Genomic DNA, 21,807 nt, shown 5'->3' on the forward strand with positions numbered 1-21,807 from the left:
TTGGCGTATTTTGTTATAAAAATAATCAGATAAGAGAATATAAGAGCTTACTGCCCCAGATTTCCGGCGCCAAAAATGTAATTGCTGACCTGTTGCTCAAGGCTTGTGGGCTCCAGCGTATGTGTCAGCATTCCATTGGGTGGTGCTATGGTGGAGGATGTGCCAGGTTCAATCATCAAAGCGTTTTCAGATGAAAGCGTGGCACTGCTGATTGTGAGCGTGCTGTCCTGTGGCAAGTGCAGTGCGCCATCCAGTGTAAAGTGCACAAAAGCCATCTGAGTGGCTGGGTCTAGTACGATGGATGAAACGCGGCCCACTTTTACCCCGGCAATATCTACATCTGCGCCACGTTCCAGCCCGTTGGCCGAGACAAAGCGGGCAGAGAGAGCGTAGTTATTTGTGCCCGGAGATTTCTGAGTGCCATGTGCATAAAAAGCAAAACCCAGCGTGGCTGCCAGAACTGCTCCGCTAAAAAGACATGCGCCTGCACGGTTTTGCCTGCTCATAGGTGTGTTTTCATCCCGAATAATAATGTTGTGGCATAAGATTAGCATGAATCCTTGCAGCATGGTGGCGCATGGTGCAAGGACAGGCAGCAAAGTTGTGCCAGCGTGGGTTGTAACTGCATATGTCGTTTCTTCAGGCTATCATTATCGCTCTTCTTCAGGGAGCAACAGAACTCTTTCCCGTAAGTAGCCTTGGACATGCTGTTATCCTTCCGGCGTTGTTCCATTGGTCGTACGATCTGCATGATCCGGCATTTCTGCCGTTTCTGGTTATGCTGCATCTGGGTACTTCTGTGGCGCTGCTAGTTTTCTTCTGGAAAGATTGGCTGGCCATATTCAAAGGGGCCAGTGGCAGTTGCGGCCAGCGCATGCAAATGGAAAGCCTGCATATTCTGTGGCTGCTCATTGTAGCCACCATTCCCGCTGTTGTGGTGGGTGGCCTGTTTGAGCACTTCTTGCGCAATTTGTTTGGCTCAGCCTCATCCGCTGCCATTTTCTTGTTTTTAAATGGTTTGCTTTTGCTGGTGGTAGAACGGCTGCGCAGCAGTGTGGTGCGGAAAAACGTTAATTCTGTTGCCAGCATGACATCGCGCGATGCGGTCATTATTGGCCTGTTCCAGTGCCTTGCATTCTTTCCTGGGCTTTCTCGCTCTGGTGCAACCATTTGTGGTGGTTTGTTGCGGGGGCTGCACCATGATACGGCAGCACGTTTTTCCTTTTTGATGGCGCAACCTGTTATTCTGGCCGCCACGGTGCGTGAAGCCTTCAAAATGCGGCATCTGGAGCTACAGCCGGGGCAGATGCGCATTGCCGTGGTGGCAGCTCTTGTATCTGGCCTGACGGCATTGTTCAGCACCGCTTTTCTGATGCGGTATTTCCGTGATCACGACAGATGGGCGCTTTCTCCCTTCGCTTGGTACTGCATGGGCGTAGGCGGTATTGCGACCATTCTGTTCCATTTTATGCACTGATCCAGAAATAGTCTAATGGGAGATATTTCTGGTTCGCCGCGGCGCAAGTCTTTGCAGCGCATTGAAAAGGAAAACAGCACCCAACGCCTAAGCAGAACACTGGGGCCTTTGCAGCTTACCATGCTGGGCGTGGGCTCCACTATTGGCGCGGGTATTTATGTTATGACAGGCACGGCAGCCGCCAACTATGCGGGGCCGTCCATCCTTTTGTCCTTTATTGTGGCAGGGGTTGCCTGCCTTTTTACGGCCCTTTCTTATGGTGAGCTGGCATCTTCCATGCCGGTTTCAGGCTCTGCCTATACGTATGCCTATGTTTCCATGGGGGAGCGTTGGGCATGGGCTGTTGGGTGGCTGCTTTTGCTGGAATACGGTATTTCCTGCGCAGGTGTGGCTGCTGGTTTTTCAGGTTATGCGGTCAGCCTTTTGCAAGATTTTGGCGTGCATGTGCCATCAGCGCTGTCCACCACTACGCTGCAAGTCGCGTTTGAAGGGGCATCCCGCCATGTTGCTGCGGGGTGGCGGATAGATGCGGTGGGCGCTTTCTCTATTCTGGCCGTTTCTTTGTTGCTGGTTTTGGGCGTGCGTGAATCCTTCAAAATCAATGCGCTCATTGTTTTTCTCAAAGTGGGCGTTCTGGCGCTCTTTGTGGCGCTGGGCGTGTGGGAGGTGCATCCGTCTTACTGGTCTCCCTTTATTCCGAAGTATGAAGGAGGCTTCCGCTTTGGCTTCCCCGGTATTTTCCGCGCAGCATCGGTTATCTTTTTTGCATATGTAGGGTTTGAGGCTGTTTCTACCGCAGCGGGAGAGGCCCAAAACCCTCGGCGGGATGTGCCTGTTGGTATCGTGCTTTCGCTCATTATCTGCACGGTTGTTTACATGATTGTGGCTGCCGTGTTGATTGGTGTGGTGCCGTGGCAGACGCTGGATGTAGCAGACCCGCTGGCAATAGCCGTTAACGCCATGCATCAGCCGTGGCTGGCTTTGTTTGTAAAGCTGGGGGCCGTTATCGGCCTGTGTTCCGTGCTGATGGGGCTGTTATATGCCCAAAGCCGCATCTTTTTTGCCATGGCGGAAGATGGCTTGCTAATGCCGATGTTCAGTAAGCTGCATCCGCGCTTTCAAACACCGTGGATCGGCAGCATTGTGCTGGGGCTTGGCGTAGCGCTGGCAACTGCCACGTTGCCGATTGATATTATTGGTGATCTGGTTAGCCTTGGCACGGCTGTAGCGTTTGGCATTGTGTGTTTTACCGTTATCTGGGTGCGCAATAAGGCCCCCGAAATTCCGCGTCGTTTTAGTGTGCCGTGGGGCGGCTTTACCGTACGCGGTATCTGGCTGGGCTATGTGCCGCTTTTAGGGATTTTCTTTTGCGCAGTTATGGTGGCGCCCCTTTGTGTAGATATGATGTTGGCCCTGTATAAAGGGGATCCCATACCTCTGCTGCTTCTGCTCACTTATGCCGGTATAGGGTGGGCCAGCTATCGGTTTTATGGTCACGTCCATTCCCGCCTAGGGCGGGAACAGCGCGAAAAAGTCAAATAATTCAGTCGTTCAACGGATAGGATGCCAAAAGCCGCTTCTGGCGCTGCCAGAGGCGCACACCTTCCCACAAATTGGTGGGGGACCAGCCAGCCTTTTTCTTTTTGGCGCCAATACGGAAACTTTCCCGGTAATGGTGGAACTGGGCTGCATAGGCTTCGCGCAGCGTTGTGCGGGAATCCCAAATGTGGATAGCTTCTGAACCTACGCCATTGATTTCGATAATTTCAAAATCCTTGCCTTCACGCAGTGCTTCGGCAGAGCGGAATTTTACATCAATACGTCCGAAGTGAAAATCGGGAATATCCTGCATGATGGCGTCAATCTGTCGGGTGAGTTCTGGCGTAATGTCTGCCTTGCCGTTGCGGAAAATGGCCCCTTTGCAATGGTTGCCTGCGAATACCAGTTCCAGTTCATCCCCATCTGGCAAAACTTCGTGCAGACAGTGTGTTAGGCGTGGCGTGTAGATGTGTAGCACTTTGCTGGTGCGGCTATCTTTTTGCAGCAGTTGCAGCACTGTATCGCGCCCATTTCCGCGCAGGGCCGGAATATCTTTGTAAGTGAGGGATGAAATTTCCCCCATAGGGCTGTCAGGATGACGAATATAAAACAGCCCGGCTTCGTGCTTCCATGTAATGAGTTTTTGTATCACCAGCCGGATCTTGCGCGGGAAGGAGGCAAGGGCTGCTTTCAGCTCATCTTCCGTGCGCACCAGTTTTACACCGGTGCCATTACATCCAATATCGGGTTTAACCACTACGGGCAGCGTGAGCCCTTTGGCCTGCATGGCTGCGTGGGCGCGGGCAAGATCATGCGTGCCGGTTGGTAGCGTTACGTAAGGAGCAATCCAGCGTTTGGCATAATTGCCCGCCATATCCAGAATGCTGCTTTTGCTTTCACCGCACAGGCCACCTGTTTCAATACGCGGGTTGGCGGCTGTGGGTAGGGTCACATCCCCATAGCGTATGCCAAGCAGAATCCAGTAAGCCACAACGGGCGTGTAAAAAACCCAACCAGGCCAGAATTCAAAAAGGGAGAGAGGAGAAGGCTGTTTTTCGGCCTGTGTCGTCATGTCTTCTGTTTCTGTGCTCGGGCAATCAAACGGCCCATAAAGAAAATAACCAGCACAAATCCAGCCAAGCCAGCCCAGCGCCAAGCGCCAAGATGATCTAGAATAAACCCACCAACATGGAGCGAAAGCGCAAAAAGCGCAGTTGTCCAGATAAGCGTGGCCAGAAATGTGGCGGCAGTAAATATAGGCAAGCCCGCGTTAAAAAAACCGCTTGCCGTGTAAAGCGGCAACCGGGTGCCCGGAATAAAGCGGCTGACAAATACAACCCAGAACAGGTTTTTGGAAAGCCAGACTTTTTGGTTTTCCATCTGTGATGTGTTCACCCACTTTTGGGCAGGTTTCCAGCGTGCTGCCAGGTAGCCCAACCCGTAAAGCCCTACATCGCCCGTTACAATGCCAATATACAACGCAACAAGTGCTGTAATGGGGGAAAGAGTGTGAAGGTTAACCTGAATGGCCGTAATAACCGTGGCGGCATCTTCCAGCACAAACGTGGCCAGAATAACAATAATAACCTGCGCAAGAGGGTAAGCGGCGGTAAGTTCCAGAAACTGATCCAGCAAAGAAGGTAATCTCTCTCCGGCCAGAACAGCACGGTCTTGAAGGTTTTAAGAGTGTGAGCAGGGCTCCAACAGGCTCTTTTGTGACAGTATTGTCAAGGGGCGGAGACAGGTATGGAGCTGCGTGTTCGGAACCAAAAATAAGGAATAAAGAAGATGGCCTGACAAAGGCCTTATTCCACTATATTCTATGACATTGAATGTTACACAGATCAGAAGCGTGAAGCCTTAATGCTACGAAGAAAACTTCTTGTTGGTGGGGCTTCTGCTCTGTTCGCCACACCTGTATTGGCCCGCACAACTGCGGCTACTACTCCGCACCCTGCTGCATCTTCCAGTTATGCCACCTTTCTGGCTGGCGTGCGGCGAGAGGCCATAGGGCAGGGTATTTCTGCTTCTGTGGTGGATCAGGCGCTGGCTCTTACCACCCAACCGAATGCCAAAGTGCTTAAGGCAGACCGGCATCAGCCAGAATTCACCCTGACATGGGCGCAATATAAAGATCGGATTCTGACGGAAAAGAAAATTTCCGATGGGCTTGCTGCTGTTGGCCAACGTACAGCGCTGCTCAACCGTATCAGTTCCACATATGGCGTTAATAAAGGCGCTATTGCGGGTATTTGGGGGCTGGAATCTGCTTACGGCACACGCATGGGCACATTCCATGTGATCGATGCTTTAGCGACTCTGGCTTACGATGGCAGGCGTTCGGCTTTTTTCCGCTCAGAATTGATGAAGGCGCTGAGCATTCTGGGCCAAGGGGACATCACGCCCGCAGGTATGCTGGGCAGCTATGCAGGCGCTATGGGGCAGCCACAGTTTATGCCAAGCGCCTATCTGCGTTACGCAGCCAGCTACCCAGAAGGTGGGCGGCGCGATATCTGGCATAATGAAGCCGATGTTTTTGCCTCTATCGCCAATTATTTGGCCAAGTGCCATTGGCTGCCCGGACAGCCGTGGGGAGAGGAAGTCTTGCTGCCTGACACCATAACGCAGGCACAAATTGGCCGTACGGCTGTGCACCCTATTTCATGGTGGGCGCAGCAGAGCGTGCGGCCACGTGCAGGGCAGTTTTCAAGTGCTGTGCAGGAAGGCGCTATTATCCGCCCAGATGGGGTGGGGGGCGAAGCCTTTATCGTCTATCATAATTTCAACGTGATCCGCCGCTACAACCCCTCCGATTTCTACGCGCTGGGTGTAGGGCTTCTTGGTGATGCAATAACGTGAAAAAACTCGCCCTTGTAGGGTGCCTGGCGGTGCTGGCCTGTTCGCGCCAGCAGCCTGTGGCACAGCAGGATCTGCATTATACAGTTGGGCCGGCATGGCAGGCAGGCAACAAGTGGTTTTACCCGCGGGAAGACTTTGCGTGGCAAGGCACGGGCTTGGCTGTAAGGGAACCCCCACAGGCAGAAGGCCACTTGACAGCAGATGGTGAGGTCTGGCGCGCCGCCAGCATGACAGGTAGCCATCAAATCTTGCAACTACCCGCCGTGGTGCGGGTGACCAATCTGGATAACGGGCGGCAAATTGTGATCCGCTTGAATGATCGTGGCCCGAATGATCCGGGGCGTATGATCGGTCTTTCCCCGCGTGCCGCAGATTTGCTGGGTGTGGGCAAAGAGCCTGCGCGTGTGCAGGTGGTAGAAGATGAAATGGCCAGCAGGCAGTTTGCCGAAGTACTGCCCGGTGGCCCCATGTTGCAGATTAGTGCAGCCCCGCTGGAAAAAGTGCAGCAAACAGCATTAGGTAACGCGGCAGTGGATAGGCAGGGCCTTACAGTTCTGGCAGATAACACCACGCAGGAAACGCCTGCGCCGGGCAAGGTAGTGCTGGCAGATCTGCCAGCCACTGTTATGCAGGGCGCGCCTGTGTCCAGCATGCTGTGGGTGGAAACCATGGATTTTACATCTCGCTTGGCCGCCATGCGGCAGGCGGCGGCACAAGGTGCCAGCGTTCGGCCTGTGTTTTTGGGGCATGGCACAATGTGGGCTGTGCGCTATGGGCCTTTTACGACTATAAGCGAAGCAGATGCCGCCCTTAAGCGAGCACTTGCTACTGGTTTAACCGGATCTCATATCGTCGTCGAATAGGGAAAAATGTTGCAGACTCGACGGTTCTTACTCGCAGGGGGCGCTGCCCTTTTCTCTGGTGCCTATGCGCTTGATGCCATGGCACGGCCTCGCCACCACGGCGCGGCGGCCAAAGGTGCAACACCTGCGGCGGCCCAGCCTGCTGTGCCGGGGGCGGATACACCCGCCACTACGCCCGTGGGGCCGGTGGATACACAGGCACGCTGGGCCTGCATTCTGGATTACAATAGCGGTGCCACACTGCTTGAGAAAAATGCAGATGAGCGCATGCCCCCATCATCCCTGACCAAGATGATGACGGCGTATGTTACATTTGGCATGCTCAAATCTGGCCGCCTGAAGCTGGATCAGATGCTGCCTGTGAGTGAACGCGCATGGCGTATGCAGGGTTCACGCATGTTTGTGCCCTTGGGGCAAAGCGTAAGCGTGCAGGATCTTATTCAGGGCATGGTTATCCAGTCCGGTAACGATGCCTGTATTGTGATTGCAGAAGGCATTTCCGGCTCGGAAGAACAGTTTGTTGCGTTGATGAACGACACAGCCACCAAACTGGGGCTCACCAATTCGCACTTCATGAACGCAACTGGGTGGCCCGCAGAAAATCATTACATGTCTGCGCGAGATGTGGCCTATCTGGCGCTGCGTTTGATTCATGATTTTCCGGAATATTATCATTTCTTCTCGGAAAAAGAGTTCCTGTTTAACAAAATCAGGCAGGAAAACCGGAACTCTCTGGTGGTTAAAGGTTTGGCCGATGGTTTAAAAACCGGCCACACAGATGCAGGTGGGTTTGGCCTATGCGCTTCTTCTGAGCGCGAAGGGCGGCGTGTTGTGCTGGCTGTGAACGGGCTGCCTTCATCCGCAGCACGTGGGCGGGAAGCTGAACGTCTGATGGGCTGGGCTTTCGCCAATTTTGAAACCGCGCAAATTGTCAGCAAAGGCGATGTGCTGGAACAGGCCCCTGTATGGATGGGTGTAACCCAGACAGTGCCGCTGGTGGCTGCGCAGGATTTCAAGATTTTGCTGCCACATGGCTGGCGCAATGGCACACATCTGGCGCTGGATTACAATGGCCCGATTATTGCGCCAGTGCAGGCCGGGCAGGTTGTAGGCCAACTTACAGTGTCTTTGCCCGGTGGGCGGCAGGCCAGTATTCCGGTGCAAGCCGGGCAGAGCGTGCCTGCACTCAGCTTTTTGGGGCGGGCTGCACGTCGGCTGCACCTCTGATTGATGGCTTGTGGCATGTTTATAACGCTGGAAGGCGCAGAAGGGGTGGGAAAATCCACCCAGCTGCGGCTTTTGAAGGAAAAGCTGGAAGCGCAAGGCCAGAAGGTTTTGGCCACGCGTGAACCGGGTGGTTCTGCCGGTGCGGAAGATCTGCGTCAGCTTTTGTTGTTTGGTAAAAATCCGCTTTCTGCCCGGGCGGAAATTCTGACACATTTTGCCGCACGGTATGATCACGTTGATCAGGTTATTCTGCCCGCTCTTAAGGCTGGGCAGATTGTGCTGTGTGATCGCTTTACCGATTCCACTTTGGCGTATCAGGGATACGGGCGCGCCAATGGTGACCCGGCTATTTTAAGCCTGATTGCAATACTGCAAAAGCAGCTTGGTTTGCAGCCAGATATAACCTTTCTGTTGCAAGCGCCGCGCGCCGTTTCCCGCCAACGTTTGGCAGCGCGTGGTGCGCCAACAGATAGGTATGAGCAGGCGGATGAGGCTTTTCATGCGCGTTTGGCAGATGGGTTTGCGCATATTGCTCAGGCAGAACCGCAACGGGTGGTAGTGGTAGATACCTCCGTTTATTCAGCAGAGCAGGTAAACGCTCAGATTCTGAAAGATATCCAGACCCGTCTGGCCCATGCCGAGGGCTGAGATCGTGCAGGAGCCACGTCTGGCATCTTTGCAGTTGCGTGGGCATCAGGCCGCTTTGCAGGCATTTCGGCAGGCCATGCAGGGTGGGCGCTTGCCCCATGCGTGGTTGATTACAGGCCCACCGGGTATTGGTAAGGCCACATTTGCGTTCCGGCTGGCGCGTATATTGCTGGGCGGGGAGGATGAACTAAGCCCCGCTGGGCGCCGTGTTTCTGCCGCCACGCATGCAGATTTGCTGGTTGTTGCCCGCGGGTTTGATGAAAAACGCCAGAAATACCGCAGCGAGATTGTAGCGGATGATGTGCGGCCTATTAACTCTTTTTTGCGGCGTACGGCGGCAGAAGGTGGGTGGCGTGTTGTCATTGTAGATGGCGCGGAATGGATGAACCGTAGTGCAGCCAATGCCGTGCTGAAAATTCTGGAAGAACCGCCGCCAGCTACGGTATTGTTGTTAACCTGTTCCGCTCCAGGGCGGCTTTTGCCCACTATTCGTAGCCGGTGCCGTAAACTGGAACTCGCACCGCTGGATGCGGCAGATATGTCTGCCGTGTTGCATACGCAGGCTCCAGAAGCTTCGGATACAGAAATACAGCGCGTTATGGCAGAAGCCCATGGTGCGCCGGGGCGTGCTCTGGCGTTGCTGGCAGATAAGGGCGGTGAAATTGCCAGCCTTGTGCACGAGGTGGTGCAGGGCATTACGCCATTACGCAGCTATGAGGTTGCAGAAACCATTTTACGCAGGGATTATGGTTTCAGTCTGTTTTTCAGCCTGTTATCAGACACACTCCAGATGCAAGCTCGTCAGGCGGCGCGGCAGGGAAACCCGCAATGTGTGGCCTTGGCCAATGCGTGGGAAGCCACCATGCGCAAGCACACCGAGACGGAACGCTTTAATCTGGATAAACAGGAAGCCCTGCTTGAAGCTATGACGATTGCGAGCCGAGAATGACCCGTCGTTTCTATGTAACTACGCCCATCTATTACGTGAACGGAGCGCCCCATATTGGCCACGCTTACACGTCTATTGCTGCGGATGTGATGGCCCGCTTTCATCGTCTGGCAGGGGATGAGGTCTTCTTTCTGACAGGCACGGATGAGCACGGCCAGAAGGTAGAGCAGGCTGCACAGGCCAATGGCATAGATGCCAAAAGCTTTGCGGATAAGGTTTCGGCCGATTTCCGCAATATGGCCGATGCCATGAACATCTCGTATGATGATTTCATCCGCACGACAGAGCCGCGCCATATTACCAGCACGCAGGCATTGTGGAAAAAAGTGGCGGATAACGGGGCCATTTATCTGGGCGCGTATGAGGGCTGGTATGCTCTGCGTGATGAATGCTTCTATGGTGAAGATGAACTGGTGCCCGGCCCGGATGGCAAAAAAGTTGCTCCAACAGGCGCACCGGTAGAATGGGTGAAGGAACCCTCTTACTTCTTCAAGCTGTCTGAATATCAGGATCGGCTGCTGGAGCTGTATGAAAATAATCCGGATTTTCTGGGCCCTCATGGTGCGCGGAATGAGATTGTAAGCTTTGTTAAGCAGGGCCTGCGCGATCTTTCCATCAGCCGTACCAGTTTTAAGTGGGGCATTCCTGTTCCGGGTGATGATAAGCACGTTATGTATGTGTGGTTTGATGCACTCGCCAATTACCTGAGCGCTCTGGGCTATCCGGATACCTCTGCCCCGCGCATGGCGTTCTGGCCTGCCAACCTGCATCTGGTTGGCAAGGATATTGCACGCTTCCATGCCGTTTACTGGCCTGCCTTCCTTATGGCTGCTGGTATTGAGCTGCCACGCAAGGTGTTTGCCAACGGCTGGTGGACCATTGAAGGCCAGAAGATGAGCAAATCTCTAGGCAATGTGGTGGACCCGCGTGATCTGGTTAAAGAATTCGGGCTAGATGCTGTGCGCTTCTTCCTGCTGCGCGAAGTGCCTTTTGGCGGGGATAGTGATCTTTCTCGCAAGGCGCTGATTATGCGCAATAATGTGGAATTGGCGAATGATCTGGGCAATCTGGCCCAGCGTACGCTTTCTCTTGTAGCGCGTAACTGCGGTGGTGTTCTGCCAGAACGTCGTACGCTAACGGAAGAAGATACCCATCTGCTAGGGCAGGTGATGGTGCTGCCCGATCTGCTGAAATCTCAGATCGAGCGGTGTGCACTTACAGATGCGCTGGAAGATGTGTGGAAGGTGATCCGCGCTTGCAACGCGTATATTGACCATCAGGCCCCGTGGGCGTTGCGCAAGACAGACCCAGAACGCATGAAGGACGTGTTGCGTGTGTTGGTAGATGCCCTGCGCGGTATTGCCACCATGCTCCAGCCGTTTATGCCGCAGAGCATGGAACGCATGTTGGACCAGCTTTCTGTTACGGCAGAAGAACGCAGCTTTGCCGCGCTGGAAACACCATTGCCCGGTGGGCGTCAGCTTCCGGCACCACAGGGCATTTTCCCCCGTTACGTTGAGCCAGAACAGGCATAATGATGACAGAGGACAGTACAAAGCTGGCAGGGTTGATAGATTCTCACTGTCATCTTGATCATTTCTCAGCCGAGGAAATGCCAGAACTGCTTGAGGCCGCTAAGGATGCGGGCTTGGGTGGTATGGTCACTATTGGTACTCGCTTGGCCCGTGCGCCAGAACAAAAGGCGCTGGCCAAGCTGGATACGCCAGACATGCGCGTATGGTGCACCGTTGGCACGCATCCGGACCATGTGGAGGAAGAACCTCTTCCTACTGTTGCGGATATTGTGGCCATTGCAGATGTGCCCGAAGTGATAGGTATTGGTGAAACCGGGCTGGATTACTTCCACGGCAAGGAAGATGTGCGCCCGCTCCAGCATGAGTATTTTCGCCAGCATATTCGCGCTGCGCGGGAACTGAATGTGCCGGTTATCATCCATGCCCGTCAGGCAGATGAGGATGTGGCCAGTATCTTAGAGGAAGAACATGCAAAAGGGGCTTTTCCCATTTTGTTGCATTGTTTTGCCTCAGGCCCAGAGCTGGCGCAGCGCGTGGTCAATCTGGGCGGATATGTTAGTTTTTCCGGTATCGCCACATTTCCGAAATGTGATGAGATACGGGCCGTTGCGCGGGATATTCCGGCAGACCGCATTGTGGTGGAAACGGATTCTCCCTATCTCGCGCCCGTGCCAAAGCGGGGTAAGCGTAATCAGCCTGCTTTTGTGGCGCACACGGCAGCCCGGATTGCGCAGGAACGTGGTATGGAACTGCCTGATCTCACCCGCATGACTACAGAAAATTTTTACCGGTTATTCCGCAAAGCCGTGTGATGGTTGCCGAGAAAAAGCGGAGTAAGCGGGTATGAAAGTGACAGTTCTGGGGTGTGGTGGGTCTGCCGGTGTGCCTATGGTGGGCGGGGCCGATGGCCATGGAATCTGGGGCGCGTGTAACCCGAAGGAGCCTCGGAATACCCGTACCCGTTCTTCTATTTTACTGCGGTTAAAAAACGGTGCTGGCGTATTGGTGGATACAGGGCCAGATTTGCGCGCCCAGCTTCTGGCAAATGGCATTAAGGATTTTCAGTCCATTATCTTTACCCATGCCCATGCAGACCATATTTCTGGGCTGGATGAAGTGCGCGCCATTAATCGCGTAATTCAAAAGCCGCTACATGCTTACGGTGCAGCGGAAACGCTAGAAGATATTCAGCGGCGGTTTGATTATGTGTTCAAACCGTGGACACCCCCAAACTTCTTCCGTGCTGTGGTGCAGGCGCACCCGGTAGAAATGGAGCAACCTATTACCATAAGCGGCACGGAGTTTACTTTTTTCAATCAGGTACACGGGCGTGTTGGGTCAACAGGCGTGCGTTGTGGCGGTTTTGTTTACAGCACGGATGTTGTGGAGTTTCCCGAAGCATCTCTAGACATTCTGCGTGGGGTGGATACGTGGATGGTGGATTGCTTCCAACGGCAGCCTCATAGTGCACATGCTTGGTTGGAGCGGGTGTTGGAATGGCAGCAAGCTCTCAACCCACGCCGCATGATACTCACCCATATGGGCCCGGATATGGATTGGCAGTGGATGCAGGATCATCTTCCCGCAGGTGTAGAGCCCGCATGGGATGGCGCAGTGTTTGAAGTGGCTGATCCCTGAAATAAAGGCACCAGAGGGCTTGCCTGTGTAAGCAAAACCCTCTGTTTTGTGTTTGGGTCTTAGCGGCTCATCAGTACCGTAATGTCTGCATGTTCCAGCGTATAACGGGTTACACCGCCCAGAATAAGCTGGCGCAGACGGGAGTGGGAGTAAGCGCCCATTGCCAGCATGTCTGCATCAAAGTCCTTACACGCGGCTTCCAGCCCTTTGCCTACATCGCGGTCCACGTGCGGGAATTCCACACAATCAGCCGTAATGCCGTGGATGGCTAGATAATCCACTACGTCCCGTGCAGTGGGGCCACGGCGCTGATAATCTCCACAATGCAGCACACGCACAGCCTCTGCCGTAAGCGCCCATGCCAAAGCACCGCGTAGCGCGGATGAGGCTTCTGCCGTGCCATTCCAGGCAATGCAAACGCGTTTAATAAGCCCTTTGGGCGGTGTGCGTGGGGCAATTACCACTGGGCGTCCGCTATCAAACAGAACGGCATGCAGGGTTTCGGAAGATGAGACAGCATCACCGGAATCCGGGTGCGGCACGAGTGTAAAGTCAGACAAGCGAGCCTGTGCAGGCACAATTTCACTTTCCGCACCACGCATGATGTTGAAGCTGATTGTTGGCGCATCCATAGGGAAGGGGCCGCGTGGGGGCACAACCTGAATATCTGGATGCGCGGCCACAAAGCGTTCAAACAGAGCATGCACTTCATGCGCATGGCGTGCGCCTTCATGCTCGGCAGAGCGCATCAGATCTTCCACCATAGCGCCGGAAAGGCCTTCCCCAGCCAATGGCGCCATTTCTCGCCCATCTGGGCGAATGTGCAGTACAGCCAGATGCGCGCCAAAGCGGCGGGCAAAATTGTAGCCTCGGATAAGTGCGGCTTCAGCATTAGATGTGCTGGGAAGCGGCAGCAGAATTTTACGAACGTCTTTCATTCTTATTTTTCTCCGCTGTCTTTTAAAATAATGTGTTTCAAGTGGCTGTGCGCTTACGGATATAAACGCGTGACATCCCAATCGTTTCCATTGCGTGCCCATACAGCGCGATCATGCAAACGGAAGCGCCGTTCCTGCCAGAATTCAAAATATTCTGGGTTTACCCGATAGCCAGACCAGTTGGCCGGACGAGGGATTGGGTCTTGCGGGTATGTTTCTTCCACCTGTTTGAGGCGTTCTTCAAAGATGGCACGGTTTGCCAGCGGGCGGGATTGATCCGAGGCCACGGCGCCAAGACGGGAAACACGGCTCCGACTCGCAAAATATGCATCGGCTTCTTCCGGTGTTACAGGGGTAACAGCCCCTTCAATACGAATCTGGCGGCGCTGGCTTTTCCAATGGAACAGCAGGGCGACGTGCGGGTTTTCTTCCAGCTCACGCCCTTTGCGGCTGTGCATGTTGGTATAAAAAACAAACCCCCGATGGTCTGCCCCTTTTAGCAGCACAATGCGGGCCGATGGTCTGCCATCTCGCGTGGCGGTGGCCAGCACCATGGCGTTGGGGTCGTTCACCTCTGTCTTTTCCGCCTCCTTCATCCATGTCTCAAACAGCGTAAACGGGTTGGCTGTCAGATCAATCAAAGGCTGACTGTCTAATGGGAGGGCCGCGGGAGAAGGTGAGGTTTCCGTCATGCTCGGACTCAATTCGTGTTCGTTTACGTAAAGCTACGGCATTGCAGCTTTGTGCCTGTTATCATACTCCTACGTTCACCGGGTTTGAAGCATGCGTGTCGCTTTGCTCTTGTTTCAATAGCGTGTGTATGCGACCAACCAGCTAACATTCGGATATTTGAACAACAGAAATAGGTTGAGGTCACGCATGTCTTCTCCCAACGCCACATTGCCTGCTCAGGGAACGCTCATGAAGGGCAAGAAGGGTCTGGTAATGGGTGTCGCTAATGATCGTTCCATTGCATGGGGCATTGCCTCCGCCGTTGCGGCACAGGGTGGGGAGCTTGCATTTACGTATCAGGGCGAAGCTCTGGGCAAGCGCGTGCAGCCTCTGGCAGAAAGCGTAGGCTCCAGCCTGGTTCTGCCCTGCGATGTGACAGATGACGCCGCCATTGATGCTACTTTTGCCACCATTGAAAAAGAATGGGGTGAACTGGACTTTGTGGTGCACGCCATTGGCTGGGCAGACAAGCAGTTCCTGCGTGGGCGGTATGTTGATACCCCGCGTGAAGCGTTTTTGAAGGCGCTGGATATTTCCTGCTATTCCTTTACGGCGGTTGCGCAGCGCGCCTCCAAGCTGATGAAAAATGGCGGTTCTTTGCTTACCCTGAGCTATCTGGGTGCAGAACGTGTCATGCCGCATTATAACGTTATGGGTGTTGCAAAAGCTGCGCTGGAAGCCTCGGTGCGTTATATGGCAACAGATCTGGGGCGTGATGGTATCCGTGTGAACGCCATTTCTGCTGGCCCGATCAAAACCCTTGCTGCCAATGGCATTGGGGATTTCCGCTACATTCTGAAGTGGAACCAGTACAATTCTCCGCTGGAACGCAATGTGGCGTTGGAAGAAGTGGGGGGCGCTGGCCTGTATATGGTGTCTGATCTTTCATCCGGCGTAACGGGTGAAGTGCACCATGTGGATTGCGGTTACCATGTTGTGGGCATGAAAAACCCAACTGCCCCTGATATTTCTGTAGCTGGGGACTGAGGGCGCACCGTGTCTTACAATACCTTCGGACAGCTTTTTCGTGTGACCACATGGGGTGAAAGCCACGGCCCAGCCATTGGCTGTGTTGTAGATGGGTGCCCGCCACGTCTGGCGTTAACAGAAGCGGATATTCAGCCGTTTTTGGATAAGCGCAAGCCGGGGCAATCCGCCTTTACCACACAGCGTAAAGAGCCGGATCAGGTGCGTATTCTGTCTGGCGTGTTCGAAGGGCAGACAACAGGCACGCCTATCTCTTTGATGATCGAAAATACAGATCAGCGCTCGCGCGATTATGGTGATATTGCCCGCACATATCGCCCCGGCCATGCTGATCTGACGTATGATCTTAAATACGGCATTCGTGATTATCGTGGGGGCGGGCGTTCCTCTGCGCGTGAAACGGCTTGCCGTGTGGCGGCTGGTGCGGTGGCGCGTAAGATTCTGGGCGAAGGCGTGCGTATTCGCGCGGCTTTGGTGCAGCTTGGCCCACATGATATCGACCGCACGCGGTGGGATTGGGAAGAGGTAAACCGTAACCCTTTTTTCTGCCCCGATGCCGGTGTGGTGGCGGAATGGGAAGAATATCTTGCGGGCATTCGTAAGGCGGGTTCTTCTATTGGTGCCGTAATTGAAGTTGTAGCCGAAGGCGTGCCTGCCGGTTTGGGGGCCCCTGTTTATGGCAAGCTGGATTCAGATCTGGCTGCTGCTCTTATGAGCATCAACGCCGTAAAAGGTGTAGAAATTGGCGATGGATTTGCTTCGGCATCTCTCACCGGGCAGGAAAATGCAGACCCATTATATATCCGAGATGGCAAGCTGACTTTTGGTGCTAACCATGCAGGCGGCATTTTGGGGGGTATTTCCAGCGGTCAGCCTATTGTGGCGCGTTTTGCTGTTAAGCCCACCAGTTCCATGCTCACGCCTGTTCCTTCCATCACCACCGATGGCAAGGAAACGGAAGTGATCACCAAAGGGCGGCATGATCCATGCGTGGGTATTCGTGCCGTGCCTGTGGGGGAAGCCATGATGGCCTGCGTGTTGGCAGACCATCTTATGCGCCATCGGGCACAGATGGGCTAAAAAGCCTACCTCACCTTTAGTCCAGCAAAGTGGCTTCCAAGGTAATGGAGGCCCCTTTGAACAGTTTGGAAACCGGGCAACCTTCCTTAGCTTTTGTGGCCAGTTTTTCAAACTGATCAGCCGTGGCGCCCGGAATACGCGCCTTAAGGGTGAGGTTAACTTTATCTATTTCAAACCCGCCATCCTTTTTGTTCAAGCTGACATCTGCCCGTGTATCAATGGCAGAGGCGGTAAGCCCTGCTTCACCCAAAATAAGCGAAAAAGCCATGGAAAAGCAGGCCGCATGGGCCGCGCCCAAAAGCTCTTCTGGGTTGGAGCCGGGTTTGCCTTCAAACCGGGTATTAAAGCCGTAAGGTTGATCTTTTAAGGCGCCACTTTCGGTAGAAATTGTGCCTTTGCCTTCCTTAATAGCGCCTTCCCAATGGGCTGTGCCGTATTTGATAATGCTCATGTAAAAACCCTTCCATTTATGTGTGCATGCTAGAAAACTATTCTAACGGTTAGCAGCCCAAACGCCTTTCTGGGGGAATGGTTCAGGAAAAGCTGCCATGCTCTCGCAGAGATGAGCAGGCGAGAGCGGAACGATGTGCCTATAATGCTTTTCAGTTAAAGGCCTGCCGCGCGCGCATACTTCTTTCTTGCATGCAAAAGAAGTTGGGAGCATGTGCAGGTATGGATCCAGCCCTGCCAGCATGTAAGGTGCAAAAGGCAAATACGGCTGACAATGCGGAGACCACGATGAGTTCCACCACGACCGATACCGCTTCTTCTGTTGATGTCGTCCTGATCGGTGGGGGCGTCATGAGCGCCACGCTGGGAACCCTGCTGCGGCAGCTTCAGCCGGACTGGAGCATCAGTATTTTTGAACGCCTGGATAGCGTGGCGGAAGAAAGCTCCAACGCCTGGAATAATGCCGGCACAGGCCATTCCGCTTTGTGTGAGTTGAATTACACACCACAGCAGGCCGATGGCAGCGTTGATATTAGCAAAGCCATTAACGTAAACGAGCAGTTTCAGGTTTCTCGCCAGTTCTGGACATATCTGGTTGAGCAGAACATTCTGGCTTCTGCGCGAGATTTCCTAACCCCCGTGCCGCATATGAGCTTTGTATGGGGGGATAAAAACGTGTCCTTCCTGCAAGCGCGTTACAAGGCGCTGAGTGCGCATCCGCTGTTTTCCGGCATGGAGTTTGCGCAGGATCAGGCGCAGATTGCGCAGTGGGCACCACTCATTATGCGTAATCGGCCCGCAGGGCAGAATTTGGCCGTTACCCGCAGCCTGCGTGGCACGGATGTAAACTTTGGTGCATTAACGCGCTTACTGTTTACCTATCTGGTGAGCACCCCGGCTTGCACACTGCATACAAAGCATGATGTGCATGATATTCGCCGGGGTTCAGATGGCCGCTGGGTTATCAAGGTGCAAGACACGCGCCTGAATACCGAGCGTGAGGTTAAGGCGCGGTTTGTCTTTATTGGCGGGGGTGGCGGAGCCCTGCCGCTGTTGCAGAAAACGGGTATTCCAGAATCTCGCGGTGTTGGCGGTTTTCCGGTGAGTGGCCAGTTCCTGCGCTGTACCAACCCGGATATTATTGCCCAGCATCATGCCAAAATTTACGGCAAGGCTTCTGTTGGCGCGCCGCCCATGTCTGTTCCGCATTTGGATACACGCATGATAGATGGCACACCAGCACTGCTGTTTGGCCCATATGCGGGCTTTTCCACTCGGTTCCTGAAAAATGGTTCTCTGATGGATCTGCCGCGTTCCATCCGGGCGGGCAATATCAGCGCCATGCTGGCGGTCGCTCGTGATAACTGGCCGCTCACCAAGTATCTGATCGAACAGGTCATGCAGTCTCACAATGATCGGATAAAGGCGCTGCGTGACTTTATTCCCGATGCCCAAGCCAAGGATTGGGAACTGGTTGTAGCGGGCCAGCGTGTGCAGATTATCAAGAAAGACGCCAAAAAAGGTGGTGTTCTGCAATTTGGTACGGAAGTTATTTCCAGCGCAGATGGATCTGTGGCCGCACTTCTGGGGGCTTCTCCGGGAGCATCTACCGCAGCCCCAATTATGCTGACAGTGCTGAAGAAGTGCTTTGCCAGTAAGCTGCCAGAATGGGAAGATAAGCTGAAGCAGATTATCCCATCTTACGGCCAGAAACTGGCGGATAATACGGCACTGTGTGCACAGCTATTTGATAAAACCACCAGCGTTCTGGGGCTGAAGGAAGCCTGATATCGCAGAGAGCCTGCTTGTTATAAGGCAGGCTCTTGTTGCGTTTTATCAGATAACGGTAACCGGGCTATCGGTGTTGGATATGCTCATATCCGCCCGGTTCCACCAACAATTTTCTGGCGGGCGTGGGGTAGGGATAAACTCCGCCGGATTGCCAGAAAAAGAGACCGTATTTGTGGGTGTTTCCTGAATACTCAGTTCAGAACACCACAAAACGCCGCCTTCTGCTGCCAGAAAAGCGTTGATCTTGGCCATAAGTAGGCAAACCATTAATTCTGTGGTGGGGTCTCCCGGTGTCGTGACAATGCGGGCCGCACGGGCGGGCTCGTTGGTTTGAAACCACGCCAGCAGTGGATCATCTTCTGCAAGCTGCAAGGCATGATCCAGCTTTTCATCCACAAAGCGATGCCACGTGCTTTTGGCTTTCTGGAAGGATACCGGCATATTGCTTTTGCCATCCAGAGGCGCAAAAGATGTGGGTTTTAAGCGTACAGTCACAAACTCATTATGGCCGTGGGGCAGGGCGCAGCTTTCGCTCGCACCATGAATGAGCCGATGCCCCATAGAAAAACGGCGGGTAAAAACAAGATCAGGCATGAGTCTGTGTGCCTTTTTTATGGGCTACGTAGTCATCCCACCCAGATTTACGCAACTGACAAGCAGGGCAGGTGCCGCATCCATGCCCCCATGCATGCAATATGCCGCGCTCTCCTAAATAACAGGTGTGGCTTTCTTTATTAATAAGTTCAACAAGCGGATGTCCGCCAAGTTCTTCTGCCAGTTCCCATGTTTCGGCCTTATCTAGCCACATCAAAGGTGTGTGCAGAACGTAGCGGGATTCCATACCAAGGTTGAGCGCAACCTGTAGAGCCTTGATGGTATCATCCCGGCAATCCGGGTATCCCGAGTAATCTGTTTCGCACACACCTGTAACAATGTGCTTAATGCCGCGCCGCGCAGCTAAAGCAGCCGCAAAAGTTAGAAAAATAAGGTTTCGGCCTGGTACAAACGTATTGGGCAGGCCATTTTCCGCCATGCTGATTTCAGCATCTCGCGTTAAGGACGTTTCGGAAACCTCGCCCAGTGCGTGCAAGGGCAGGGTGTGGTCATCCCCCAAGCGGCTTGCCCATGTGGGATTCTGATTGACAAGCCCTTGGCGAATACTGGCACGGCATTCCAGTTCAACCGCATGGCGTTGGCCGTAATCAAAACCCAGCGTTTCTACGCGCCCATAGCGTTCCAGCGCCCATGCCAGACAGGTTGCGGAATCTTGGCCACCAGAGAAAAGAACGAGGGCAGATTCCTGTTTATCACGGGCGGGAAGAGGCATGATTAAGGTATTCCGATAAGCTTGTGGGTCTGGAGCGAAAGCCCCCATAAAGGGTGTTCCAGACAGTATTCAATAGCAGCCTGCGTGTTGGCTGCCTGCTGCGGGCCATCCATAGGCTGAAGCCAGAAATGTTGGAAATCAAGATTTTCCACAGAGGCTGGGTCAATACCCGGCTGAGGGAATACGAGTTTTAGCTCGGTTCCTGCTTTTTGCACCAGTTCAGCCCCGGCTTTTGGGCTAATGCACAACCAGTCTATGCCTTTAGGGGCGGCTATTGTGCCATTGCTTTCCACCGCAATGGTAAAGCCTTGGGCGTGCATAGCATTTATCAGGGCGGTATCAAGCTGGAGCAGGGGTTCACCTCCCGTAAAAACAACTAGTTTTTGGCCAGTTGCTTTTACATCCTGCGTGGGCTGTGGCCAAAAACTGGCAATGGTTGCCGCCAGATCTGCTGCGTTTTCAAACTTGCCACCGTTTATGCCATCCGTGCCGATAAAATCGGTATCGCAAAACTGACAGGTGGCTGTAGCCCGATCTTCCTCTCGCCCAGACCATAGGTTGCAGCCCGTAAAGCGGCAGAAAACCGCCGCGCGGCCCGCTTGTCCGCCTTCACCCTGAAGGGTAAGGAAAATTTCTTTAACCGAATACGTCATGAATTATGCAGAAGGCAGGCCAATGCCTGTTGTGTGCATGCCAAGCTTATCCAGCAAAGCTCTGTCACGCGTGGCTTGTGGGTTAGGGGTGGTCAACAAACGTTCACCATAGAAAATAGAGTTGGCACCGGCCAAAAAGCAGAGAGCTTGCGTTTCATCACTCATGTTTTCGCGGCCAGCGGCCAAGCGTACACGGCTTTTGGGCATGGTAATGCGGGCGGCGGCAATCATGCGCACAAAGTCAAGCGGTTCTACTTCATCCGCTTTGGCCAGCGGCGTGCCTTCCACTTTGACCAACAGATTGATCGGCACGCTTTCAGGGTGTGCGGGCAGGGTGGCAAGCGCTGTAATCAGGCCCGCACGGTCTGTTTCATTTTCACCCAAGCCCACAATGCCGCCACAGCACACATTAATGCCTGCGTCTCGCACGTTAGAAAGTGTATCCAGCCGTTCCTGATAGGTGCGGGTGCTGATGATTTCTCCATAATATTCCGGCGAAGTATCCAGATTATGGTTGTAGTAATCCAGCCCGGCATCATGCAGTTTGTGGGCTTGTGTGTTATCCAGCATACCGAGTGTTACGCAGGTTTCCATGCCAAGCTGCTTTACGCCTTCAATCATGGCGCACACGGTATCCAGATCGCGCTCCTTGGGAGAGCGCCACGCAGCCCCCATGCAAAAACGGCTGGCACCAGCGGCCTTGGCTTTTTTTGCCTCGGTTAATACGGCTTCCACGGCCATCAACTTATCTGCCTTTACGCCTTGTTCATGCTTGGCGCTTTGGGGGCAGTAGGCGCAATCTTCCGGGCAGCCGCCAGTTTTAATGGAAAGCAACGTGGAAATCTGGATTTCCGTGGGGTCAAACGTAGCACGATGCAGCGTTTGCGCCCTGAACATCAGTTCAGGAAATGGCAGGTCAAGCAAGGCCTGAACTTCTGCGACCGTCCAATCATGGCGGACTTCCGAAGAGGATGAGACAGAAGAGTGAGCAAGCGGGGAAGAACCATCAGGCATGGAGTGCAAACCGAACCAGATTTATAGAGAAGGAAAGTGATTTATAGCCTTTTTATCGACGCAAGGCCAGTTTTCACGTTGCTTGTTAAAGACATATTCA

General features: G+C 53.8%; 23 protein-coding genes. 13 read left to right on the forward strand and 10 right to left on the reverse strand.

Features of this window, described 5'->3' with window-relative positions; translation table 11 throughout:
- Positions 1-47: 47 nt before the first annotated feature.
- Positions 48-569: an MlaD family protein gene (locus DS739_RS05930; RefSeq protein WP_170315274.1), complete on the reverse strand. Its 522-nt coding sequence runs from the start codon at positions 567-569 to the stop codon at positions 48-50.
- A 59-nt stretch (positions 570-628) separates the two neighbouring features.
- Here DS739_RS05930 and DS739_RS05935 point away from each other — a divergent pair, with 59 nt between their 5' ends.
- Together DS739_RS05935 and DS739_RS05940 are read left to right on the forward strand one after the other, a co-directional pair.
- Positions 629-1,477 carry an undecaprenyl-diphosphate phosphatase gene (locus DS739_RS05935; RefSeq protein WP_006115212.1) on the forward strand — a complete coding sequence of 283 codons (849 nt, stop codon included), beginning with the start codon at positions 629-631 and terminating at the stop codon, positions 1,475-1,477.
- A 15-nt stretch (positions 1,478-1,492) separates the two neighbouring features.
- Positions 1,493-3,019 carry an amino acid permease gene (locus DS739_RS05940; RefSeq protein WP_006115213.1) on the forward strand — a complete coding sequence of 509 codons (1,527 nt, stop codon included), beginning with the start codon at positions 1,493-1,495 and terminating at the stop codon, positions 3,017-3,019.
- Between the two features lies 1 nt (position 3,020).
- On the opposite strand, the gene DS739_RS05945 is transcribed toward DS739_RS05940, so the two are convergent.
- Positions 3,021-4,088, reverse strand: a complete 1,068-nt coding sequence (locus DS739_RS05945; protein ID WP_006115214.1) for an ATP-grasp domain-containing protein — start codon at positions 4,086-4,088, stop codon at positions 3,021-3,023.
- The gene (locus DS739_RS05950; RefSeq protein ID WP_006115215.1) at positions 4,085-4,651 is read right to left on the reverse strand and encodes a DedA family protein; all 567 of its coding nucleotides are present in this window, start codon (positions 4,649-4,651) and stop codon (positions 4,085-4,087) included. The genes DS739_RS05945 and DS739_RS05950 overlap by 4 nt, the downstream gene beginning before the upstream one ends.
- A gap of 228 nt (positions 4,652-4,879) precedes the next feature.
- Here DS739_RS05950 and DS739_RS05955 point away from each other — a divergent pair, with 228 nt between their 5' ends.
- From DS739_RS05955 to DS739_RS05990, 8 genes are read left to right on the forward strand one after another with little or no spacing between them, the layout of a single operon-like run.
- Positions 4,880-5,875 carry a lytic transglycosylase domain-containing protein gene (locus tag DS739_RS05955; protein ID WP_006115216.1) on the forward strand — a complete coding sequence of 332 codons (996 nt, stop codon included), beginning with the start codon at positions 4,880-4,882 and terminating at the stop codon, positions 5,873-5,875.
- On the forward strand, positions 5,872-6,738 hold the full coding sequence (locus DS739_RS05960) for a septal ring lytic transglycosylase RlpA family protein (protein WP_006115217.1): 867 nt from the start codon (positions 5,872-5,874) through the stop codon (positions 6,736-6,738). Before DS739_RS05955 ends, DS739_RS05960 begins: the two co-directional genes overlap by 4 nt.
- 6 nt (positions 6,739-6,744) lie before the next feature.
- On the forward strand, positions 6,745-7,965 hold the full coding sequence (locus DS739_RS05965) for a D-alanyl-D-alanine carboxypeptidase family protein (protein WP_006115218.1): 1,221 nt from the start codon (positions 6,745-6,747) through the stop codon (positions 7,963-7,965).
- A gap of 3 nt (positions 7,966-7,968) precedes the next feature.
- Positions 7,969-8,613, forward strand: a complete 645-nt coding sequence (gene tmk, locus DS739_RS05970; RefSeq protein ID WP_035351444.1) for a dTMP kinase — start codon at positions 7,969-7,971, stop codon at positions 8,611-8,613.
- 4 nt (positions 8,614-8,617) lie between these two features.
- Positions 8,618-9,562, forward strand: a complete 945-nt coding sequence (locus tag DS739_RS05975) for a DNA polymerase III subunit delta' (protein ID WP_035351723.1) — start codon at positions 8,618-8,620, stop codon at positions 9,560-9,562.
- The gene (gene metG / locus DS739_RS05980) at positions 9,559-11,097 is read left to right on the forward strand and encodes a methionine--tRNA ligase (RefSeq protein WP_006115221.1); all 1,539 of its coding nucleotides are present in this window, start codon (positions 9,559-9,561) and stop codon (positions 11,095-11,097) included. The genes DS739_RS05975 and metG overlap by 4 nt, the downstream gene beginning before the upstream one ends.
- Positions 11,097-11,909 (forward strand): TatD family hydrolase, encoded by an 813-nt coding sequence (locus DS739_RS05985; protein WP_006115222.1) that lies wholly within the window; start codon positions 11,097-11,099, stop codon positions 11,907-11,909. The genes metG and DS739_RS05985 overlap by 1 nt, the downstream gene beginning before the upstream one ends.
- A 31-nt stretch (positions 11,910-11,940) precedes the next feature.
- Positions 11,941-12,735, forward strand: a complete 795-nt coding sequence (locus DS739_RS05990) for an MBL fold metallo-hydrolase (protein ID WP_006115223.1) — start codon at positions 11,941-11,943, stop codon at positions 12,733-12,735.
- Positions 12,736-12,794: 59 nt separating this feature from the next.
- Here DS739_RS05990 and DS739_RS05995 read toward each other — a convergent pair whose 3' ends face one another.
- Complete coding sequence (locus DS739_RS05995) at positions 12,795-13,673, reverse strand: universal stress protein (protein ID WP_035351441.1); 879 nt, start codon at positions 13,671-13,673, stop codon at positions 12,795-12,797.
- A 53-nt stretch (positions 13,674-13,726) separates the two neighbouring features.
- Positions 13,727-14,365, reverse strand: coding sequence for a pyridoxamine 5'-phosphate oxidase (pdxH, locus tag DS739_RS06000; RefSeq protein WP_035351439.1), 639 nt, complete (start codon positions 14,363-14,365; stop codon positions 13,727-13,729).
- Between the two features lie 187 nt (positions 14,366-14,552).
- Here pdxH and fabI point away from each other — a divergent pair, with 187 nt between their 5' ends.
- Entirely contained in the window at positions 14,553-15,392 is an 840-nt protein-coding gene (gene fabI, locus DS739_RS06005; RefSeq protein WP_035351437.1) for an enoyl-ACP reductase FabI, read from the forward strand.
- A 9-nt stretch (positions 15,393-15,401) separates the two neighbouring features.
- Positions 15,402-16,472 carry a chorismate synthase gene (gene aroC, locus DS739_RS06010; RefSeq protein ID WP_006115226.1) on the forward strand — a complete coding sequence of 357 codons (1,071 nt, stop codon included), beginning with the start codon at positions 15,402-15,404 and terminating at the stop codon, positions 16,470-16,472.
- A 16-nt stretch (positions 16,473-16,488) separates the two neighbouring features.
- Here the strand turns inward: aroC and DS739_RS06015 are convergent, their stop codons facing one another.
- Positions 16,489-16,923, reverse strand: coding sequence for an OsmC family protein (locus tag DS739_RS06015; protein WP_006115227.1), 435 nt, complete (start codon positions 16,921-16,923; stop codon positions 16,489-16,491).
- Positions 16,924-17,210: 287 nt separating this feature from the next.
- Here DS739_RS06015 and DS739_RS06020 point away from each other — a divergent pair, with 287 nt between their 5' ends.
- The gene (locus DS739_RS06020; RefSeq protein ID WP_035351721.1) at positions 17,211-18,710 is read left to right on the forward strand and encodes a malate:quinone oxidoreductase; all 1,500 of its coding nucleotides are present in this window, start codon (positions 17,211-17,213) and stop codon (positions 18,708-18,710) included.
- A 48-nt stretch (positions 18,711-18,758) separates the two neighbouring features.
- Here the strand turns inward: DS739_RS06020 and DS739_RS06025 are convergent, their stop codons facing one another.
- The 4 genes from DS739_RS06025 to bioB are packed head-to-tail and all read right to left on the reverse strand — an operon-like array spanning position 18,759 to position 21,707.
- On the reverse strand, positions 18,759-19,307 hold the full coding sequence (locus tag DS739_RS06025) for a 6-carboxytetrahydropterin synthase (RefSeq protein WP_035351433.1): 549 nt from the start codon (positions 19,305-19,307) through the stop codon (positions 18,759-18,761).
- Positions 19,300-20,040, reverse strand: a complete 741-nt coding sequence (queC, locus tag DS739_RS06030) for a 7-cyano-7-deazaguanine synthase QueC (protein ID WP_035351430.1) — start codon at positions 20,038-20,040, stop codon at positions 19,300-19,302. Before queC ends, DS739_RS06025 begins: the two co-directional genes overlap by 8 nt.
- Positions 20,041-20,042: 2 nt before the next feature.
- Positions 20,043-20,693 (reverse strand): 7-carboxy-7-deazaguanine synthase, encoded by a 651-nt coding sequence (gene queE / locus DS739_RS06035; RefSeq protein WP_006115230.1) that lies wholly within the window; start codon positions 20,691-20,693, stop codon positions 20,043-20,045.
- A gap of 3 nt (positions 20,694-20,696) precedes the next feature.
- Positions 20,697-21,707 (reverse strand): biotin synthase BioB, encoded by a 1,011-nt coding sequence (gene bioB / locus DS739_RS06040; RefSeq protein ID WP_035351428.1) that lies wholly within the window; start codon positions 21,705-21,707, stop codon positions 20,697-20,699.
- Between the last annotated feature and the right edge of the window lie 100 nt (positions 21,708-21,807).

This window comes from Acetobacter sp. JWB, from assembly GCF_003323795.1.
In the GTDB taxonomy this organism is placed as follows: domain Bacteria; phylum Pseudomonadota; class Alphaproteobacteria; order Acetobacterales; family Acetobacteraceae; genus Acetobacter; species Acetobacter oryzifermentans.

Excerpts from the sequence above, each read along its gene's own strand:
- DS739_RS05930 (WP_170315274.1), bottom strand. The coding sequence starts at position 569 with ATGCTGCAAGGATTCATGCTAATCTTATGCCACAACATTATTATTCGG.
- DS739_RS05935 (WP_006115212.1), top strand. The coding sequence starts at position 629 with ATGTCGTTTCTTCAGGCTATCATTATCGCTCTTCTTCAGGGAGCAACA.
- DS739_RS05940 (WP_006115213.1), top strand. The coding sequence starts at position 1,493 with ATGGGAGATATTTCTGGTTCGCCGCGGCGCAAGTCTTTGCAGCGCATT.
- DS739_RS05945 (WP_006115214.1), bottom strand. The coding sequence starts at position 4,088 with ATGACGACACAGGCCGAAAAACAGCCTTCTCCTCTCTCCCTTTTTGAA.
- DS739_RS05955 (WP_006115216.1), top strand. The coding sequence starts at position 4,880 with ATGCTACGAAGAAAACTTCTTGTTGGTGGGGCTTCTGCTCTGTTCGCC.
- DS739_RS05965 (WP_006115218.1), top strand. The coding sequence starts at position 6,745 with ATGTTGCAGACTCGACGGTTCTTACTCGCAGGGGGCGCTGCCCTTTTC.
- tmk (WP_035351444.1), top strand. The coding sequence starts at position 7,969 with ATGGCTTGTGGCATGTTTATAACGCTGGAAGGCGCAGAAGGGGTGGGA.
- metG (WP_006115221.1), top strand. The coding sequence starts at position 9,559 with ATGACCCGTCGTTTCTATGTAACTACGCCCATCTATTACGTGAACGGA.
- DS739_RS05985 (WP_006115222.1), top strand. The coding sequence starts at position 11,097 with ATGATGACAGAGGACAGTACAAAGCTGGCAGGGTTGATAGATTCTCAC.
- DS739_RS05990 (WP_006115223.1), top strand. The coding sequence starts at position 11,941 with ATGAAAGTGACAGTTCTGGGGTGTGGTGGGTCTGCCGGTGTGCCTATG.
- DS739_RS05995 (WP_035351441.1), bottom strand. The coding sequence starts at position 13,673 with ATGAAAGACGTTCGTAAAATTCTGCTGCCGCTTCCCAGCACATCTAAT.
- pdxH (WP_035351439.1), bottom strand. The coding sequence starts at position 14,365 with ATGACGGAAACCTCACCTTCTCCCGCGGCCCTCCCATTAGACAGTCAG.
- fabI (WP_035351437.1), top strand. The coding sequence starts at position 14,553 with ATGTCTTCTCCCAACGCCACATTGCCTGCTCAGGGAACGCTCATGAAG.
- DS739_RS06015 (WP_006115227.1), bottom strand. The coding sequence starts at position 16,923 with ATGAGCATTATCAAATACGGCACAGCCCATTGGGAAGGCGCTATTAAG.
- DS739_RS06020 (WP_035351721.1), top strand. The coding sequence starts at position 17,211 with ATGAGTTCCACCACGACCGATACCGCTTCTTCTGTTGATGTCGTCCTG.
- DS739_RS06025 (WP_035351433.1), bottom strand. The coding sequence starts at position 19,307 with ATGCCTGATCTTGTTTTTACCCGCCGTTTTTCTATGGGGCATCGGCTC.
- queC (WP_035351430.1), bottom strand. The coding sequence starts at position 20,040 with ATGCCTCTTCCCGCCCGTGATAAACAGGAATCTGCCCTCGTTCTTTTC.
- queE (WP_006115230.1), bottom strand. The coding sequence starts at position 20,693 with ATGACGTATTCGGTTAAAGAAATTTTCCTTACCCTTCAGGGTGAAGGC.
- bioB (WP_035351428.1), bottom strand. The coding sequence starts at position 21,707 with ATGCCTGATGGTTCTTCCCCGCTTGCTCACTCTTCTGTCTCATCCTCT.